Source organism: Stenotrophomonas sp. FW305-3-2-15-E-LB1 (genome assembly GCF_058787375.1).
The window spans coordinates 116,001-130,379 of the sequence record NZ_JBYSZR010000007.1 but is presented as its reverse complement, the minus strand read 5'-3'; the positions used below and the strand labels follow the sequence as shown (position 1 = coordinate 130,379).

The following is a 14,379-nucleotide window of genomic DNA, read 5'->3' as shown; positions in this document are numbered from 1 at the left end:
TCGGGACCGATCACCATTTGAACAACACCAGGCTGATCGCCAGCGTGCCCATGCCCGCCACGAGTCCGTACACCGTCTCGTGGCCTTTGGCATAGCGCTTGGCTGCAGGCAGCAGCTCATCCAGCGCCAGGAACACCATCACGCCGGCAATCAGCCCGAACACCCAGCCGAACGTGGCGTGCGACAGCGAGCCCTTCAGCAGGAAGTAGCCGAGCACCGCGCCCACCGGCTCGGCCAGGCCCGACAGCAGGCTGGCCAGGAAGGCATGCAGCTTGCTCTGTGTGGCGAAGTACACCGGCACCGCGATCGCGATGCCCTCGGGAATGTTGTGGATGGCGATGGCGAAGGCCAGCGGCATGCCCACTGACGGGCTTTCCACGGTCGCGAAGAAGGTCGCCAGGCCCTCGGGAAAGTTGTGTGCGGTGATCGCCACGGCGGTCAGCAGGCCGACGCGCTTGATGTAGGCCTTGTTGCTGTCGAGGAACGCCGGTTCCTTCGAATCCAGCGTCTCGTGCGGGTTCGGGATCAGGTGATCGATCGCCACGATGGCCAGCACGCCCAGCAGGAACGCGATGGTGCCGTAGGTGAAGCCGCTGCGCTCGCCATAGGCCAGTGCGAACGATGCGATGGACTTGTTCAGGATTTCCGACAGCGAGACATACACCATCGCGCCGCCGGCAAAGGCCAGGCCGAACGCCAGCAGGCGGGGGCTGGGCCGGCGCGAGAACAGCACCAGCAGGCTGCCGATGGCTGTCGCCAGGCCGGCAGCAAGGGTGACCGCAAGCGCGATCCAGAAGTTTTCCGGGGAGATCTGCAGCATTTACCGACGCGTTCCTGGTCATTCAGCAACCGCCCCGGGCAGGCCGGGGCGGCGGGGGCGAGGCGGGCGTCGGCTGGCCTCGTCGCTACGCCGGCCTTCAGCCGCCGCGGCGCATCCGCTCTTCAATGGCGAAGCACTGGTCCGGCTTCGGCTGCGGCGGGTTGAAGCTGACCGGCACCTGGATGGTGGCGGGCACGGCCTGGCCGTTGCGGGTGGCGGCCTTGAACTCCCAGGCCTGCACGGCGGTCCTGGCCAGGTCGTCCAGCTGCGCGTTGCCGGCGCCGGTCAGCAGCAGGACTTCGCTGGGGCGGCCATCGGTGCCGATGGTGACCTTGAAGGTGCTGGTGCCGCCCACGCCGGTGCAGGCCAGTTCCATGGGGTACTGCGGCGGCGGGGTTTTCACTGCCGCCACCTCTGTGGGCGGGGCGGCCGGCGGCGCCGGCGGCTCGGACGAACCACAGCCGGCCAGGCCGGTGGCGGCGAGCAGGGACAGGCTCAGCAGTCGAACATTCATTTCACGTGCTCCGTCAGGGCCGAGGTCTTGGCTGCGCAGATGAAGTCGTTCTCGCTCAGCCCGCCCACGTCATGGGTGGAGTAGCGCACGACGGCGCGGTCGTAATGCACGCCCAGGTCCGGGTGGTGGTCCTCGTGGTGGGCGATCCAGGCCAGCGCGTTCACGAAGGCCATGGTGGCGTAGTAATCCTTGAAGCGGAACGTGCGCACCAGCGCCTGGCCGGCCTCGGCCAGTTCCCAGCCCGGCACCTGCGGCAGCAGTTCGGCCAGGCGGGCCTCGCCCAGCTTGTGATCGCTGCCCTTGCGCGGCACGCAACGCGCCTGCGCCAGCGGAATCAGGTCGGACATGGGTTCCTCCACCTCGTGTTGACTGAACAATGCGCCGGGCGGTGTATAAACCGTATGAGCGACCGACGCTGACTTGGCTAGAATAGCCTGATGATCCAGATCTCCGACACTGCCCAGACCCACTTCCGCAAGCTGATCGAACGCGAGGGCGTGCCCGGCATGGGCGTGCGCCTGAGCGCCGTCGACCCCGGCACCCCGCGCGCAGACGCCCGCCTGGAGTTCGCCGAACCCAGCGACCTGCTCGGTGACGAGTGGGCGGTGGACTGCGATGGCTTCACCCTCTACGTCGACGCACTCAGCGTGGGCTGGCTCGACGGTGCCGAGATCGACATCGTGCCGGGCAACGCCGGCACCCAGCAGCTGACCATCAAGGCCCCGCGCATCAAGGGCGAAGCGCCCGGTGAAGCCGCCTCGCTGGTCGAGCGCGTGCACTGGGTCGTGGAAAACGAAGTCAACCCGCAGCTGGCGTCGCATGGCGGCAAGGTCGCGGTGCAGGAAGTCTCGGCCGATGGCGTGGTGCTGCTGCGCTTCGGCGGCGGCTGCCAGGGCTGTGGCATGGCCGACGTGACGCTCAAGCAGGGCATCGAGAAGACCCTGATGGGCCGCGTGCCGGGCGTCACCGCCGTGCGCGATGCGACCGACCATGACAGCGGCCACGCGCCGTACATCCCTCGCGGCAACGCCGCCTGATCGCCAACGCGTGCCTCTGCCCAGAGCCGAGCAACTCATCGATCTGCTGCTGGCGCGCCAGCAGCACCCCCTCATCCTCGAAAAACGCACGCGCCTGCCGTATGGCTGGGCGATCTGGCTGCGCTCGCTGAAACCGATCGCGCGGCCGTTCCACGCCGGCGATGTGATCGCGGTGCTGCTGCCACGACCGCTGCCCGGTCGTCCCGGGGTGCTGCCGCCTCTGGGCCCATGGGGCGCTGCGCGGCGCCTGCTGTGGCAGGACTGGGAGCCGGCCCCGCGCGACCAGCGCTGGATGCGCTGGACCTCGGCCGTGGCCAGTGCGCTGCTGCACCTGCTGTTCTTCCTGTTGCTGCTGTGGGTGGCGGTGATCCGCACCCGTGCGCCGGAGGATGCCGGTGCCGAAGGTGAGCGCGTGCAGATTGAATTTGTCGGCCGTGGTGCGCAGGAAGGCGGCGGCGACCAGCCCGGCGCCGAGGCGGCGGCCGCTGCCGAAGTCGGTGCGGTGGCCAGTGGCCAGCCGGCGGGCGAGGCCAGTGCGCCACGTCCGCAGCCGGCCGCGCCTGCCGCCGCCGCCCCGGCCGTGGCCGCCAGCGCCGCGGTGACCCCGCCACCGCCGGTGCAGAGCGAACCCGCGCCGCAGGCTTCGCCCCCGTCGACACCGGTGCAGGCCACCGAAGTGGCCGAGGCCACCACTGATTTCGTGGTGCCACCGGTCAGCGTGCCGCGTACCGAAGTGAACATCGTGCCGCGTGACACCACGCCCGCCGTGCGCGAGCGCAGCGTGCAGACCGTGCAGGCGCCAACGGTACCGATGCAGGTGCGGCAGGTGCCGCTGGCCGTGCCTGCCCCGGCGGTCCGCGAGGTGCAGGTGCAGGAGCGTGAGGTCGCCACGCTGGAAGCTCCGGTGGCGCCGCAGCCGGTGCGCAGCGCCGACGTGCAGGTACGCCTGCCGCAGCAGCGCGAGGTGCAGGTGCGCGAGCGCGAAGTGCAGGCGGTGGTCGACCCGCAGGTGCGCATGGCGGCCGTGCCTGGCCGCGAACCCAGCGTGCGTGCGCCGACCGGTCGTGAGGTGCAGGTGCGCGAACGCAGCGTGGCCAACGCGCCGGTCGCTGCGCCGTCGCCCTCCAGTGGCGCCAGCAATGCACCGGCGCCGGCCCCGGCCGGCAGTGCGGCCCGCCAATCCACTACGGCATCGGCGCGACCGGCCGCCAGTTCGGCGACCCCCGCGCAGGCCGGTGCGCGTCCTGCGCCGGACCCGGGCAACTGGGCAACGCCGGCAAAGGGCGACGATTGGGGTGCCTCGGACCGCAACCGTGACGGCGCGCGCAGCGGTGCAGCGCAGGCCAGCACGCAGGGTGCGGGGCAGGGACTGTTCAATGCCGATGGCAGCGTCAAGGTGCCGGGCGGGGAAGGCAAGGGTGAGGCCGAGCGTGGTGCCCCGGGTGGGGCCAACGATGGCTGGACCAAAGAGCGCATCGCCGAGTCGGGCCGATGGCTGAAGCGGCCGCCGTACGACTACACGCCCACCTCGTTCGACAAGTACTGGGTGCCGCAGGAATCGCTGCTGGCCGAATGGGTGCGCAAGGGCGTCAAGGCGATGGAGATCCCGTTGCCGGGTACCAGCACGAAGATCTCCTGCGTGATCTCGATCCTGCAGGCCGGTGGTGGCTGCGGCCTGACCGACCCGAACATGCAGGACCAGCCGGCGGTGGCAAGGCCGCCACCGGACATCCCGTTCAAGAAAGAGCTGCAGGAAGACAACGGCAGCCGGTAACGGCGGACGGTCTGCCGCATGCCGCATGCCGCGCTGCGCGCTCGCCGGGCGTGGCCCGGCGCTACCGCTCACTCGCTCTGCGAGAGGAACACCCAGAACGGCACGTCACGCCCGACCCAGTCGCGGCTGGCTTCGTCCATCACATCCAGCAGCGTGTCGAAATCCTTCGCCGCGCCTGCGCGCAGCGCATCCACGTCGGCCAGGAACAGTGCATAGCCCGGTGCGGGCAGCCACTGCAGGTCGCGCAGGTTGTCGGCCAGCGCATCCCAGTTGCCGCCGAAGCCAGCCGGGAAATCGAGCTGTGCGGCCAGCCGCGCCAGCAGGGTGCGCTTGTCGGCCACGCCGTGCAGGTCGATGCGGATCACCTTCAGCGAAGCATCGCGCATGGCCGCCGCCAGGTCGCTGATGTCGCCGGTGTCGATGGCGTAGACGCCGGCGTTGTTGATGTCATGCAGGCCGAGGCCGAAATCGTCGTGGCTCATGGGCGTTCTCCCGGGGCCGGTACGGTGAAGCTGCGGAACGAATCGTAGTGATCGTCGGTGTAGTACCACGCCTGCGGCGGATCGCCGCCGGTGATGATGCGGCGCGCGCCGCGGTTGGAGGCACCGGGGGTGTCGACCGTGTACTCGCGGTAGTAGCCGCGCGGCCGCTGCGGCAGCCACTGCTCGCGGTTGCCGAAGGTGGTGCCGTCCTGGCGGTGCGGGTAGGGGCCGCCGCGCTGGATGAGGGCGATGGTCTGGCGCGCTTCGGCCGGCAGGAAGCCGGGCAGGCCGTCGTTGCGGTCGCCGCCGCTGCCATGCACAGCCGGTGCGCTGCGGTTGGCCGCGCCCTGCAGGTCCGGTGCGAACTGCGGTGCCGGTGGCCGCTGCAGGAAATGGTTGGCGACCAGGCCGAGCAGCAGCAGGGCGATGGCGGTGATCAACAGCCGGGGGTTGCGCATGGGCGGGCGGGCGAAGGGAATGCGTGCACTGTAGCGCCTGCGCGCTGCACCGTGCATGAGGATCGGCCGATGCGTCACCGCTGCGTAACAATTGCCAGTGCAATCACCTGCAGGACGCAATTTCCTTTACATCCCCCTTGGTAATCTGGCGGTCTGTCCCCATCATTCAACGCGCACCGCCCGACGACGCCGTCGGGTGCCCTCGCTATCAGGAGATGCATCATGGCCTACACCCTGCCCAAGCTGTCCTACGCCTACGACGCGCTGGAACCGAACATCGATGCGGCAACGATGGAAATCCATCACACCAAGCATCACCAGACCTACATCAACAACGTCAACGCGGCGCTGGAAGGCACCGAGTACGCTGACCTGCCGGTCGAAGAGCTGGTGAAGAAGCTGAAGTCGCTGCCGGAGAACCTGCAGGGTCCGGTGCGCAACAACGGTGGTGGCCACGCCAACCACTCGCTGTTCTGGACCGTGATGGCTCCCAACGCCGGCGGCAACCCGGTCGGCGACGTGGCCAAGGCCATCGACAAGGACCTGGGCGGTTTCGACAAGTTCAAGGACGCCTTCACCAAGGCCGCACTGACCCGCTTCGGCAGCGGCTGGGCCTGGCTGAGCGTGACCCCGGACAAGAAGGTCGTGGTGGAAAGCACCGGCAACCAGGACAGCCCGCTGATGGAAGGCAACACGCCGATCCTGGGCCTGGACGTGTGGGAACACGCGTACTACCTGAAGTACCAGAACCGTCGCCCGGAATACATCGGCGCGTTCTTCAACGTCATCGACTGGAATGAAGTCGAGCGCCGTTACCAGGAAGCGATCGCCTGATTGCCGTAACGGCATGAAACGAAGAGGCCGGGGGAAACCCCGGCCTTTTTGCTTTCCGCGGTAGCGCCGGGCCATGCCCGGCGAGCGCAGCGGTGCGTTCATTCGGTTGTAGCCGGCACGCCCTGCAGCCGCAGCGTGGCCATCACCCCCAGCCGCAGGCCGGGCAGGTCGCCGTCGGCGGGCAGCAGGATCGGTTGCTGGCGGATGCCGCCGAAATGCTTGACCTGGAACAGCACGTCCAGGCCGTGGCCGCTGGCGCCGCCGCCGCTGGCGGCCGGTGCTTCCGGCTTGCCGCCGGGGTTGCGCCGGGCCGGCTGGAAGCCGGGCGTGCTGCGTACCAGTTCGCTGGTGCCGGCAGCGAAATCACCGGCGATCAGGCTCGGCATGCCCTCGGCGGTGGCGCCGATCCAGGTCATCAGGTCACTGGTCTGGTGCTGGCGCGCCGTGGCCTCGTCCGGGTCCGGGCGCAGGCGGGCCACGTAGACGTTGAGCTGGGCATCGCCCAGCCGCACGCGCATCATGCCGGCGGCACTGAAGGTGCCCGGCGGGTGCAGCAGGGTTACCCCGTCCTCGCTCACCGGCAGGCGGGTCAGCATGGCGTTGCCATGGCGCAGGGGCTGGCTGGGCGGGTCGGCGGTGACGAAATCACAGCTGTAGCGCAGCCGGCTGGCCAGCCAGCAGGCGGGATTGCGGCCCTGCTGCTGCAGTACCTGCTGCACCGAGATCACATCCGGCTGCAGTTCGGCCAGCAGCTGCAGCACCTGCTCGCGGCGCTGCTTCCACAGCGCGTCATCGCGGCTGGGCAGTTCCAGTGCGGCCACGGTCAGCTGGCTGCCCTCGTCGCCCGCGCCGCCGGCCAGCGGCGTGGCCTGTGGTCGCGCCCACGCGGGCACGGCCAGCAGAAGCACGAAGCAACCGAGCAGGAGGCGGGCAGGGGGAAGGCGGCGCATAACGATAAGTTTACGCTTTTGCCGTGCATGTGCCGTGACTTCCGGCAGGGTCGCGGCGGCCTGCCACGGATCGGCGGCGCTGTCATGCAGCCCTGCAGCGTGCTTCGCAAGCACGCCTTCCGTAAACTTGCGGCTTTCGCTTTGCAGGAATGCCTTACAGGATGAGCCACGACGCAGTCGCCCCCATCGCCGGCCAGGGAAAGATGCCGCGCCAGATCCCCTACATCATCGGCAACGAGGCCTGCGAACGGTTCAGCTTCTACGGGATGCGCAACATCCTGGTGCAGTTCCTGATCACCTCGCTGCTGCTGCAGGAAATCACTGCAGAAGGCCGCGCCGGTGAAGCCAAGGACATCATGCACAGCTTCATGATCGGCGTGTACTTCTTCCCGCTGCTCGGTGGCTGGCTGGCCGACAGGTTCTTCGGCAAGTACCACACCATCCTCTGGTTCAGCCTGGTCTACTGCGCCGGCCACCTCTGCCTTGCGCTGTTCGAGAACAGCCGCGAGGGCTTCTTCCTCGGCCTGGGCCTGATCGCGCTGGGCGCCGGTGGCATCAAGCCGTTGGTGGCCTCGTTCATGGGTGACCAGTTCGACCAGAGCAACAAGCACCTGGCCAAGTTCGTCTTCGATGCCTTCTACTGGATCATCAACTTCGGCTCGCTGTTCGCCTCGCTGCTGATCCCGCTGGTGCTGAAGAACTGGGGCCCGCAGTGGGCGTTCGGCATCCCGGGCATCCTGATGTTCATCGCCACCTTCGTGTTCTGGCTGGGCCGCAAGCGCTACGTGCTGGTGCCGCTGCCGCCGAAGGATCCGCATTCGTTCGCCAACGTGGTGCGCACCGCGCTGACCACGCACGTGGCCGGTCAGGGCCGTCCGGGCCTGGCCATCGCCGTGGCCGGCGTGGTCCTGGCCGTCGCGTCGCTGGGGCTGGTCGGCAGCCTGGGCATCGTCATCTGCCTGTGCATCGCGCTGGTGCTGATCCTGGCCGGCATCGGCGGCGGCACCTGGATGCAGCTGGACCGCGCCCGTGCCCAGCACCCGGCCGAGGCCGTGGAAGGCGTGCGCTCGGTGCTGCGCGTGCTGGTCATCTTCGCGCTGACCACGCCGTTCTTCTCGCTGTTCGACCAGAAGGCCTCGACCTGGGTGCTGCAGGGCCAGCAGATGCAGATGCCGAGCTGGTTCACGGCCTCGCAGATGCAGGCACTGAACCCGCTGCTGGTGATGATCCTGATCCCGTTCAACAACCTGGTGCTGTACCCGGCCCTGCGCCGCTTCGGCTTCGAGCCGACCGCGCTGCGCCGGATGACCGCCGGCATCGCCTTCAGCGGCCTGGCCTGGATCGTGGTGGGCGGCATCCAGGTGGTGATGGACGGCGGCAACGCCATGTCCATCTTCTGGCAGATACTGCCGTATGCGCTGCTGACCTTCGGCGAGGTGCTGGTCTCGGCCACCGGCCTGGAGTTCGCCTACAGCCAGGCGCCGCAGGCCATGAAGGGCGTGGTGATGAGCTTCTGGAACCTGACCACCACCATCGGCAACCTGTGGGTGCTGCTGTCCAATGCAGCGGTGCGCAACCACACGGTGACCGAGAAGATCGCCGGGACCGGCCTCAGCGAGGCGGCGTTCCTGATGTTCTTCTTCGCTGGTTTCGCGTTCGTTGCGGCGTTGGCCTTCGGTTGGTATGCAAAACGCTATCGTATGGTCGACAACTACCGCACTGCCTGAGCCTGAGCTGACATGACCCCCGTCAATCTGCTGTTGATCGCCATCACCGCCGTCCTGTCGTGGATGGCGTTCAACAACCGCAAGCTGGCCGACCGCCTGATCCTGTGGCCGCCGGCGGTGGATCGCCACCGCCAGTACGACCGCCTGATCACCTACGGCTTCATCCACGCCGACTGGTCGCACCTGATCTTCAACATGATCACGCTGTTCTTCTTCGGCGGGCAGATCGAGAAGGTGATGCTGGCGTTGACCGGCAGCTGGCTGACCTACCCGGCGTTCTACCTGGGCGCGCTGCTGGTCTCGATCCTGCCCAGCTACCTGAAGAACCAGAAGAACCCGAACTACCTGAGCCTGGGTGCATCGGGGGCGGTGTCGGCGGTGCTGTTCGCCTTCATCCTGCTCAGCCCGTGGACGATCATCCTGGTGTTCTTCATTCCCGCGCCGGCCATCATCTATGCCGTGTTCTACGTCGGCTACAGCATCTGGATGGACAAGCGTGGCGGTGACCGCATCAACCACAGCGCGCACCTCGCCGGTGCCGCCTTTGGCGTGATCTTCATGCTGGCCATGCAGCCGGCCATCTTCAGCCACTTCCTGGCCCAGCTGTCGAACCCGACCTTCGGGTTCGGCCGCTGAGGGGCACGGGTCGGATCCCTCAGGATCCGGCCCGCGTGGCGGCTCAGGCCGCCCGGGTCTGCTGGCCGTAGGTGTCGAGCAGGCGCGAGAACACTTCCTCGCCGATCCGCTGGAAATCCTGGTCGTCGGTCTGACCTTCCACTGCCAGCTGCAGCAGGCCCTCCAGCAGGGCGTGGTCGGTGTCGGTGTGGGAATCGGTGGGGTGCATGGCGGGCCTCCAAAGGCATGACACAGGGGCAACATTCGCAAGGGGCGTGCCAATCGGGCCGTATCCCTCCAGAGGGGTTAGCGGCCGCCATTGCTGCAGCTTGAGGGCGGGATATGACGCAAACCGTCCAGACCTGCCCCTGTTCAGGCTTCACGCGGTCATGGCGCCCCGCTGCGCACCATGCGCGCAGTCGTCGCAGGAGACAGTCCCATGGCTTCGGTCACGCCCCCCGGTCTGGCCTACGAGGTCGAGCACGACCAGGCCAACCACCGTTTCATCGCCCGTGTGCGTGGACAGCGGGCGCTGCTGGACTACCAGATCAAGCGCAGGCGCATGGTCATCACCCACACCGAGGTGCCCGAGCCGATCGCCGGCCGCGGCATCGCCGGTGAGCTGACCCGCGTCGCGCTGCGCTTCGCCCGCGAGCACAAGTACAAGGTGGTGCCGGCCTGCGCCTACGCCGAGGCCTTCCTGCAGCGCCACGAGGAGTTTCACGACCTGCTGGTAGGCTGAATGCAGCGGGCCACGCTTCAGCCATCGCAGGCGATGATGTACGAACATGAACAGGGGATCCCGATGAAGACTGGAAACAACCGGCCACTGCGTGCGAGCGCGCTGGCCGGCGCAATGGGCGTGCTGCTGCTGGCCGGTTGCCAGCGTGGCGAAGAGGCGGCTCCGGCCCCCGAGGCGGCGCCGGCGGCAGAAGCCACCGCGACCGAACCCACGCCTGCCACGGAAGCACCGCTGGATCTGCGCGATGTGGTGGAGAACAACGAACGCGAAGTCGTCGGCATCAGCTACCCGGCCGGCATCGATCGCTACCCGGGCCTGGCGCGCGCGCTGCAGGAATACGCCACCTCCGCCCGCGGCGATCTGCAGCAGGCGCTGGACGGCCTGGGCAACGACAAGCCGACCATGCCCTACGAGCTGTCGCTGAGCTTCGAGAAGGTGCTGGAGACCCCGCAGCTGGTGGTGGTCAGTGCCGATGGCAGCCGCTATACCGGTGGCGCCCACGGCGAGCCGCTGGTGGCGCGCTTCGTGTGGCTGCCGCAGCAGCAGCAGATGCTGAGCGCCAGCACGCTGGTGGCCGATGACAAGGGCTGGAAGGCGATCAGCGATTTCGTTGCCGACCAGCTGCGCGAGCGCGTGGCCACCCGCCTCAGCGGTGAGGACATGGAGCCGGCGGACCTGCAGGAATCGCTGCGCAACGCCTCGCGGATGATTGCCGAGGGCACTGGCCCACAGGCCGAGAACTTCAGCCAGTTCCAGCCGCTGACCGACGACAAGGGCCAGATCACGGCGCTGCGTTTTGTGTTCCCGCCCTACCAGGTGGGCCCGTATTCGGACGGTACACAGACGGCCGATGTGCCGGCCGCAGTGCTGCTGCCGCACGTGGCCAAGGATTACGTGGCGCTGTTCGCACGCGGGTAACCGCAGACGGAGGACGCGTGGATACAGGGTTGCAGGAGCGGGTTGCCGACCTGCTCCAGGAAGCCGGGGTCCGCATTGGCGGCACCCAGCCACAGGATATCCAGGTGCATGACCCGCGCTTCTTCGCGCGGGTCATGGGCCACGGCTCGCTCGGCCTGGGCGAGAGCTACATGGACGGCTGGTGGGATGCCAACGTCCTGGATGACTTCCTGGTCCACCTGATGATGGCGCACCTGGACGAACGCGTGCATGGCTGGCGCGAGGTGGCCGATGCACTGAAGGCGCGGCTGTTCAACCTGCAGGCCGGGCAGGGCAGCTATGAGGTCGGCCGCCGCCATTACGACCTTGGCAACGACCTGTACCGGGCCATGCTGGGTAGGCGCATGGTCTACAGCTGTGGCTACTGGCGCAATGCCGCCGACCTGGATGCCGCGCAGGAGGCCAAGCTAGACCTGGTCTGCCGCAAGCTGGGCCTGCGGCCGGGCCAGCGCGTGCTCGACATCGGCTGTGGCTGGGGCGAGGCGTTGAAGTTTGCCGCCGAGCGCCATGGCGTCAGTGGCGTGGGCGTGACCATTTCGCAGGAGCAGGCGGCCTACGCGCGCGAGCGGTGCGCTGGCCTGCCGATCGAGATCCGCCTGCAGGATTACCGCGAACTGGACGAGCCGTTCGATGCGGTGTTTTCCATCGGCATGTTCGAGCACGTGGGTGACAAGAACTACGACAGCTTCTTCGAGGTGGCCCGGCGCTGCCTGTCGCCCCGCGGGTTGCTGTTGTTGCACAGCATCGGCACGAATGTGTCTCGGCACCGCACCGACCCATGGATCGCCCGCTACATTTTTCCCAATTCGATGCTGCCTTCAGCGGTGCAGATCACCCGGGCCTTCGAGGGGCGCTTCGTGCTGGAGGACTGGCACAACTTCGGCACCGACTACGACCTGACCCTGCAGGCCTGGCGGCGCAACGTGGAAGCGGCGTGGCCGCAGCTGGATGCGCGCTACGACGAGCATTTCCGCCGCATGTGGCGGTTCTACCTGGCCGGGTCGATGGCCACGTTCCGCTGCCGGCATGCGCAGCTGTGGCAGCTGGTGCTGTCGCCGGAAGGCGTGCGCGGCGGGTACGTGGCGCCGCGTTGATCGGAACAAACATCCACGCATGGCGTGGATCTACTGGCATCACGCAACCCCACGCCACGCGCACATGCCGCAGTAGATCCACGCCATGCGTGGATGGTTTCCGTAGTAGATCCACGCCATGCGTGGATGGCCCTAAAAAAACCGCCCGGTCTCCCGGGCGGTTTTCGTTTCATGCGACTGCGCGGGCGATCAGTTGCCGGCGCCGGTCAGGCCACGCTTTTCCAGCAGCGGTTCGATCTGCGGCTCGTGGCCGGCGAAATCGCGGAACAGCTGCATGGCATCCACGCTGCCGCCCTTGGACAGCAGGGTGGCGCGGAAGTGGTCGCCGTTCTTGCGGCTCAGGCCACCGTTGTCCTTGAACCACTTCTGGGTGTTGGCGTCCAGCACTTCCGACCAGATGTAGGCGTAGTAGCCGGCCGAGTAGCCGCCCATGATGTGGCTGAAGTACGGGGTCCGGTAGCGCGGCGGAACCGGCGCGTAGTAGATGCCGTCCTTCTCCAGCGCGGCGCGCTCGAAGGCCATCACGTCCTTGGCCGCCGGCACTTTGTCGGCTGCCAGCTGGTGCCAGTTCTGGTCCAGCATCGCTGCACCCAGGTACTCGGTGGTGGCGAAGCCCTGGTTGAACTTGGCCGCGGCCAGCACCTTGTCCAGCAGCGCCTGCGGCATCGCCGAGCCGTTCTGGTAGTGCTTGGCGTAGTTCTTCAGGATGGCCGGGTTGTCGGCCCACATTTCGTTGACCTGCGAGGGGAACTCGACGAAGTCGCGCGGCACGGCGGTGCCCGAGAAGTACGGGTACTTCACGTTGGAGAACATGCCGTGCAGGGCGTGGCCGAACTCGTGGAAGGTGGTGCTCACCTCATCCCAGGTCAGCAGGGTCGGCTGGCCGGCCGGCGGCTTGGGGATGTTCAGGTGGTTGGCGACCACCGGCTTGAAGCCGGTCAGCTTGGACTGCGAGATGTAGGAGTTCATCCAGGCGCCACCGCGCTTGGACGCACGCGCGTACGGGTCGAAGATGAAGATCGCCAGCTGGCTGCCGTCGGCATCGAACACGTCATAGACGGTGACTTCGTCGTGGTAGACCGGCAGGTCGGTGCGCTGCTTGAAGGTCAGGCCGAATTCCTGGTTGGCGGCGAAGAACACGCCGTTCTCCAGCACGTTCTTCATTTCGAAGTACGGCTTGAGCTGGGATTCGTCGAAGTTGTACTTGGCCTGGCGCACCTTCTCGCTGTAGAACGCCCAGTCCCACGGCTCGAGGGCGAAGGTCTTCTTGCCGGCGGCCTTCTGTTCCTTGTCGATCATCGCCTGCAGGTCGGCGGCTTCGCGCTTGGCGTTGGCCACGGCGGCCGGGGCCAGCTTGCCCAGCATCGCGTTGACCGCTTCGGGGGTCTTGGCGGTCTGATTGGTCAGGTTGTAGGCGGCGAAGTTCGCAAAGCCCATCAGCTTGGCCTTGTCGGCACGCAGCTGCATGATGCGCGAGACCAGCGCGGTGTTGTCGAACTCACCGCCGCGGCTGCCGCGGGTGATCGAGGCTTCGTAGATCTTCTGGCGCAGCGCGCGGTTGGCCAGGTTGGTCAGCGGCGGCTGGCCGGTGGTGTTGAGCAGGGTGATCACGTACTTGCCGTCCAGGCCACGGGCCTTGGCGGCTTCGGCGGCGGCGGCGATCTGTTCCTGGGACAGGCCGTCGAGCTGCTTGACGTCGTCGACGGTGATCGCCGAAGCGTTCACTTCCGACTGCACGTTCTGGCTGAACTTCGTGCCCAGGTTGGCCAGCTCGGCGTTCATGCCCTTCAGCGTGGCCTTGTCGGCCTCGGACAGCTTGGCGCCGGCGCGCACGTAGTTGTCGTAGTACTTCTCGACCAGGCGCACGCCTTCGGCGTCCAGGCCCAGCTGGTTGCGGGTGTCATACAGCGCCTGGATGCGGGCGAACAGCTTGCCGTTCAGCGCGATCGCATCGCTGTGCGCGGCGAACTTCGCCGAGTAGTCGGCCTGCAGCTTCTTGCGCGCATCGTTGGTGTCGGCGCCGACCAGGCTGAAGAACACGGTGGTCGCGCGGTCCAGCACGTCACCGCTCTTTTCCAGGGCGATGATGGTGTTGTCGAAGGTCGGCTTGGCCTTGGTGTTGGCGATCGCCTCCACTTCCTTCAACTGCTGCGCCATGCCGGCGTCGAAGGCCGGGGCGAAGTCGCTGTCCTTGATCTTGTCGAACTGCGGGAAGTGCAGCGGCAGCGGGCTTTCGGCGAAGAACGGGTTGGCCTGCTGGGCGTTGGCAGCAGCGGCCGGGGTGGCGGCGCTGGCCGAATAGGCGGGCAGGGCAAGGCCGAGGGTCATGGCCACGGCAAGGGCAAGGCGGGTGGTCAAGGCGGTACTCCGGTAAG

16 protein-coding genes are annotated in these 14,379 nt (G+C 67.5%); 8 read left to right on the top strand and 8 right to left on the bottom strand.

Annotation, left to right across the window (positions count from 1 at the left end):
* Window positions 1-10 precede the first annotated feature (10 nt).
* From zupT to AC3WL7_RS07665, 3 genes are all read right to left on the bottom strand, one after another.
* Window positions 11-820 carry a zinc transporter ZupT gene (gene zupT / locus AC3WL7_RS07675; RefSeq protein ID WP_492749900.1) on the bottom strand — a complete coding sequence of 270 codons (810 nt, stop codon included), beginning with the start codon at window positions 818-820 and terminating at the stop codon, window positions 11-13.
* 97 nt (window positions 821-917) lie between these two features.
* The gene (locus tag AC3WL7_RS07670; protein ID WP_079222471.1) at window positions 918-1,334 is read right to left on the bottom strand and encodes an energy transducer TonB; all 417 of its coding nucleotides are present in this window, start codon (window positions 1,332-1,334) and stop codon (window positions 918-920) included.
* A complete protein-coding gene (locus AC3WL7_RS07665; RefSeq protein WP_079222470.1) occupies window positions 1,331-1,681 on the bottom strand; it encodes a 4a-hydroxytetrahydrobiopterin dehydratase in 351 nt (116 codons plus the stop codon). Before AC3WL7_RS07665 ends, AC3WL7_RS07670 begins: the two co-directional genes overlap by 4 nt.
* A gap of 90 nt (window positions 1,682-1,771) precedes the next feature.
* On the opposite strand from AC3WL7_RS07665, the gene AC3WL7_RS07660 reads away from it, so the two are divergent.
* Together AC3WL7_RS07660 and AC3WL7_RS07655 are read left to right on the top strand one after the other, a co-directional pair.
* Window positions 1,772-2,371, top strand: coding sequence for an NfuA family Fe-S biogenesis protein (locus AC3WL7_RS07660; RefSeq protein WP_079222469.1), 600 nt, complete (start codon window positions 1,772-1,774; stop codon window positions 2,369-2,371).
* 10 nt (window positions 2,372-2,381) lie between these two features.
* Window positions 2,382-4,145, top strand: coding sequence for a hypothetical protein (locus AC3WL7_RS07655; RefSeq protein WP_492749899.1), 1,764 nt, complete (start codon window positions 2,382-2,384; stop codon window positions 4,143-4,145).
* Between the two features lie 68 nt (window positions 4,146-4,213).
* On the opposite strand, the gene AC3WL7_RS07650 is transcribed toward AC3WL7_RS07655, so the two are convergent.
* Both AC3WL7_RS07650 and AC3WL7_RS07645 read right to left on the bottom strand, forming a co-directional pair.
* Entirely contained in the window at window positions 4,214-4,627 is a 414-nt protein-coding gene (locus AC3WL7_RS07650; RefSeq protein WP_079222467.1) for a barstar family protein, read from the bottom strand.
* The gene (locus tag AC3WL7_RS07645) at window positions 4,624-5,085 is read right to left on the bottom strand and encodes a guanyl-specific ribonuclease (protein ID WP_492749898.1); all 462 of its coding nucleotides are present in this window, start codon (window positions 5,083-5,085) and stop codon (window positions 4,624-4,626) included. The genes AC3WL7_RS07650 and AC3WL7_RS07645 overlap by 4 nt, the downstream gene beginning before the upstream one ends.
* 222 nt (window positions 5,086-5,307) lie before the next feature.
* Between AC3WL7_RS07645 and AC3WL7_RS07640 the strand changes: the two genes are divergently transcribed.
* On the top strand, window positions 5,308-5,919 hold the full coding sequence (locus tag AC3WL7_RS07640) for a superoxide dismutase (protein ID WP_079222465.1): 612 nt from the start codon (window positions 5,308-5,310) through the stop codon (window positions 5,917-5,919).
* Between the two features lie 98 nt (window positions 5,920-6,017).
* On the opposite strand, the gene AC3WL7_RS07635 is transcribed toward AC3WL7_RS07640, so the two are convergent.
* Complete coding sequence (locus tag AC3WL7_RS07635; RefSeq protein ID WP_492749897.1) at window positions 6,018-6,869, bottom strand: endonuclease/exonuclease/phosphatase family protein; 852 nt, start codon at window positions 6,867-6,869, stop codon at window positions 6,018-6,020.
* 161 nt (window positions 6,870-7,030) lie between these two features.
* On the opposite strand from AC3WL7_RS07635, the gene AC3WL7_RS07630 reads away from it, so the two are divergent.
* Both AC3WL7_RS07630 and AC3WL7_RS07625 read left to right on the top strand, forming a co-directional pair.
* A complete protein-coding gene (locus AC3WL7_RS07630) occupies window positions 7,031-8,596 on the top strand; it encodes a POT-type proton-dependent oligopeptide transporter (RefSeq protein ID WP_283221534.1) in 1,566 nt (521 codons plus the stop codon).
* Window positions 8,597-8,608: 12 nt separating this feature from the next.
* Complete coding sequence (locus AC3WL7_RS07625) at window positions 8,609-9,232, top strand: rhomboid family intramembrane serine protease (RefSeq protein ID WP_079222462.1); 624 nt, start codon at window positions 8,609-8,611, stop codon at window positions 9,230-9,232.
* A 43-nt stretch (window positions 9,233-9,275) separates the two neighbouring features.
* Here the strand turns inward: AC3WL7_RS07625 and AC3WL7_RS07620 are convergent, their stop codons facing one another.
* Complete coding sequence (locus AC3WL7_RS07620) at window positions 9,276-9,440, bottom strand: hypothetical protein (RefSeq protein WP_492749896.1); 165 nt, start codon at window positions 9,438-9,440, stop codon at window positions 9,276-9,278.
* A 210-nt stretch (window positions 9,441-9,650) separates the two neighbouring features.
* On the opposite strand from AC3WL7_RS07620, the gene AC3WL7_RS07615 reads away from it, so the two are divergent.
* From AC3WL7_RS07615 to cfa, 3 genes are read left to right on the top strand one after another with little or no spacing between them, the layout of a single operon-like run.
* Window positions 9,651-9,953 carry a GNAT family N-acetyltransferase gene (locus tag AC3WL7_RS07615; RefSeq protein WP_492749895.1) on the top strand — a complete coding sequence of 101 codons (303 nt, stop codon included), beginning with the start codon at window positions 9,651-9,653 and terminating at the stop codon, window positions 9,951-9,953.
* 36 nt (window positions 9,954-9,989) lie between these two features.
* Complete coding sequence (locus AC3WL7_RS07610; RefSeq protein ID WP_492749894.1) at window positions 9,990-10,871, top strand: DUF3298 and DUF4163 domain-containing protein; 882 nt, start codon at window positions 9,990-9,992, stop codon at window positions 10,869-10,871.
* Between the two features lie 17 nt (window positions 10,872-10,888).
* Entirely contained in the window at window positions 10,889-12,004 is a 1,116-nt protein-coding gene (gene cfa / locus AC3WL7_RS07605) for a cyclopropane fatty acyl phospholipid synthase (protein ID WP_492749893.1), read from the top strand.
* Window positions 12,005-12,193: 189 nt separating this feature from the next.
* Here cfa and AC3WL7_RS07600 read toward each other — a convergent pair whose 3' ends face one another.
* Window positions 12,194-14,362 carry a M3 family metallopeptidase gene (locus AC3WL7_RS07600; protein WP_492749892.1) on the bottom strand — a complete coding sequence of 723 codons (2,169 nt, stop codon included), beginning with the start codon at window positions 14,360-14,362 and terminating at the stop codon, window positions 12,194-12,196.
* Between the last annotated feature and the right edge of the window lie 17 nt (window positions 14,363-14,379).

Excerpts from the sequence above, each read along its gene's own strand:
- zupT (WP_492749900.1), bottom strand. The coding sequence starts at position 820 with ATGCTGCAGATCTCCCCGGAAAACTTCTGGATCGCGCTTGCGGTCACC.
- AC3WL7_RS07670 (WP_079222471.1), bottom strand. The coding sequence starts at position 1,334 with ATGAATGTTCGACTGCTGAGCCTGTCCCTGCTCGCCGCCACCGGCCTG.
- AC3WL7_RS07665 (WP_079222470.1), bottom strand. The coding sequence starts at position 1,681 with ATGTCCGACCTGATTCCGCTGGCGCAGGCGCGTTGCGTGCCGCGCAAG.
- AC3WL7_RS07660 (WP_079222469.1), top strand. The coding sequence starts at position 1,772 with ATGATCCAGATCTCCGACACTGCCCAGACCCACTTCCGCAAGCTGATC.
- AC3WL7_RS07650 (WP_079222467.1), bottom strand. The coding sequence starts at position 4,627 with ATGAGCCACGACGATTTCGGCCTCGGCCTGCATGACATCAACAACGCC.
- AC3WL7_RS07645 (WP_492749898.1), bottom strand. The coding sequence starts at position 5,085 with ATGCGCAACCCCCGGCTGTTGATCACCGCCATCGCCCTGCTGCTGCTC.
- AC3WL7_RS07640 (WP_079222465.1), top strand. The coding sequence starts at position 5,308 with ATGGCCTACACCCTGCCCAAGCTGTCCTACGCCTACGACGCGCTGGAA.
- AC3WL7_RS07635 (WP_492749897.1), bottom strand. The coding sequence starts at position 6,869 with ATGCGCCGCCTTCCCCCTGCCCGCCTCCTGCTCGGTTGCTTCGTGCTT.
- AC3WL7_RS07630 (WP_283221534.1), top strand. The coding sequence starts at position 7,031 with ATGAGCCACGACGCAGTCGCCCCCATCGCCGGCCAGGGAAAGATGCCG.
- AC3WL7_RS07625 (WP_079222462.1), top strand. The coding sequence starts at position 8,609 with ATGACCCCCGTCAATCTGCTGTTGATCGCCATCACCGCCGTCCTGTCG.
- AC3WL7_RS07620 (WP_492749896.1), bottom strand. The coding sequence starts at position 9,440 with ATGCACCCCACCGATTCCCACACCGACACCGACCACGCCCTGCTGGAG.
- AC3WL7_RS07615 (WP_492749895.1), top strand. The coding sequence starts at position 9,651 with ATGGCTTCGGTCACGCCCCCCGGTCTGGCCTACGAGGTCGAGCACGAC.
- AC3WL7_RS07610 (WP_492749894.1), top strand. The coding sequence starts at position 9,990 with ATGTACGAACATGAACAGGGGATCCCGATGAAGACTGGAAACAACCGG.